Consider the following 2,125-nt stretch of genomic DNA (forward strand, 5'->3'; position numbering starts at 1 on the left):
GTTCCCAGTCGCGCCGGGCCGCGACGCCCTCGTGCTCGCTGCCGGGCCCGCCGAGGCCGATGGCCTCCTCGTACGGGCCGACGAGGTGCTCGGCGAGCCAGGCGGCGGCCCGGCCGCGCAGCTCCTCGGCTTCGGCCCCGAAACTGAAGTCCACGCCCCGCCCTCCCCTTCTACGCGTTCGGACGTTCCTTGGCGGCGGCCGCCTTGGCCATGGCTTCGAGCTGGGCGAGCATCGGCATCGGGTCGGTGCCGACCGTGCCGGGGAGGAAGTCGGCGATCTTCTCGGGGGTCCAGGACCCTTCGGCGTATCCGGCGCGCAGTTCGCGGGGCTGGGCCCAGACGGCGATCTTCGGTCCGGCGATCGTGTAGACCTGCCCGGTGATGCCCTCGGCCCTGGCGCGGTCGCTGAGCAGGTAGGTCACGAGGGCGGCGACGTCCTCGGGCTCGCCGATCTCCTTGAGCTCCATGGGCACGTTGGCGGACATCCGGGTGCGGGCGACGGGCGCGACGGCGTTCGCGGTGACCCCGTACTTGTTCAGCCCGAGGGCGGCGCTGCGGACGAGGGAGATGATCCCGCCCTTGGCGGCGCTGTAGTTGGCCTGGGCGACGGACCCGGCGTGGTTGCCGCTGGTGAACCCGATGAGGGTCCCGTACCCCTGCCGCCGCATGACGGCGGAGGCGGCCCGGAAGACGGTGAAGGTGCCCTTCAGATGCGTGGCGACGACGGGGTCCCACTCCTCCTCGGACATGTTGAAGAGCATCCGCTCGCGCAGGATGCCCGCGACGCACACCACCCCGTCGAGGCGCCCGTACTGGGCGAGGGCGGTGTCGACGATGCGCTGGCCGCCGGCCATGGTGGAGATGTCGTCGGCGACGGCGACGGCTTCCCCGCCGGCCGCGAGGATCTCCTTGACGACGTCCTCCGCCACCTCGCTGGTGGGCGCGTTCCCCTCGATCCCGACGCCGTAGTCGTTGACGACGACCTTGGCGCCCTCGGCGGCGGCGGCGAGTGCCACGGCCCGGCCGATGCCCCGGCCCGCGCCGGTGACGGCGACGGCCTTGCCTGCCAAGAAGTTCCCCACGTCCGGCCCCTTCCCGCTTTTTCTGACGGTCCGTTAGATTCTATGACCAGTCAGATCCCTTCCCACAAGCCCCTGTTCGTTCAAGGAGTGGATGGCGGCCATGACCCTGCCCCCCGAGTTCCACGAGATCGCCAAGCGCGTCAACAACTGGGGACGCTGGGGCGCCGACGACGAGATCGGCACCCTCAACCTGATCACCGAGGAGGTCGTCCGGGCTGCCGCCGCCGAGATCCGCACGGGCCGCCGCATCCCCCTGGCGCTGCCCCTCAAGGAGGACGGGGTGCAGGCCGGCATGATCCCGGGCCGGATCAACCCGCTCCACACCATGGTCCAGATCAATCAGGAGCTGTTCGGCCCGGGCACGGTGGCCTGCAGCGACGACGCGGTGACGATGGGCCTCCAGGCGGCCACCCACTGGGACGCCCTCACCCACGTCTCGCACTCGGGCCGCATCTACAACGGCCGCCCGGCACACACGATCACCGCGCACACCCGCGCCCAGTTCAGCGGCATCGACAAGGCCACCCCGATCGTCTCGCGCGGGGTCCTGCTGGACGTGGCCCGCGCCAAGGGCCTGGACCGGCTCCCGGGCGACCACGCCGTCACCCCGGGGGACCTGGCGGAGGCGGAGGAGTTCGCCGGGGTCACGGTCCGCGCGGGTGACGTCGTCCTGGTCCGGACCGGCCAGATCCAGGTCTACCTCGCGGGCGACAAGCACGGCTACGGCTTCCCGTCCCCGGGCTGTCGGTCCACACCCCGGAGTGGTTCCACGCCCGCGACGTGGCGGCGGTCGCGAACGACACCCTGACCTTCGAGATCTTCCCGCCGGAGATCGACAACCTCTGGCTCCCGGTACACGCCCTCGACCTCGTCGAGATGGGCATGCACCAGGGCCAGAACTGGAACCTCGAAGCCTTGTCCACAGCCTGTGCGGAAGAGTCCCGCTACTCGTTCCTCCTGTCCGCCATGCCGGAACCCTTCGTCGGCGGCACGGGCACCCCGGTCTCCCCGGTTGCCATCCTCTGAACCAGGCTGAACCAGAC

At 71.0% G+C, this 2,125-nt stretch carries 1 protein-coding gene and 1 pseudogene; one reads left to right on the plus strand and one right to left on the minus strand.

The features are described 5' to 3' along the window. Positions 1 to 170 precede the first annotated feature (170 nt). Positions 171 to 1,082 carry an SDR family oxidoreductase gene (locus VR44_RS15740; protein WP_045948118.1) on the minus strand — a complete coding sequence of 304 codons (912 nt, stop codon included), beginning with the start codon at positions 1,080 to 1,082 and terminating at the stop codon, positions 171 to 173. A 100-nt stretch (positions 1,083 to 1,182) separates the two neighbouring features. Here VR44_RS15740 and VR44_RS15745 point away from each other — a divergent pair. Next, positions 1,183 to 2,108: pseudogene (locus tag VR44_RS15745) on the plus strand (cyclase family protein). Positions 2,109 to 2,125: the final 17 nt, after the last annotated feature.

Source organism: Streptomyces katrae (assembly GCF_000966975.1).
Classification (GTDB): Bacteria; Actinomycetota; Actinomycetes; order Streptomycetales; family Streptomycetaceae; genus Streptomyces; species Streptomyces katrae.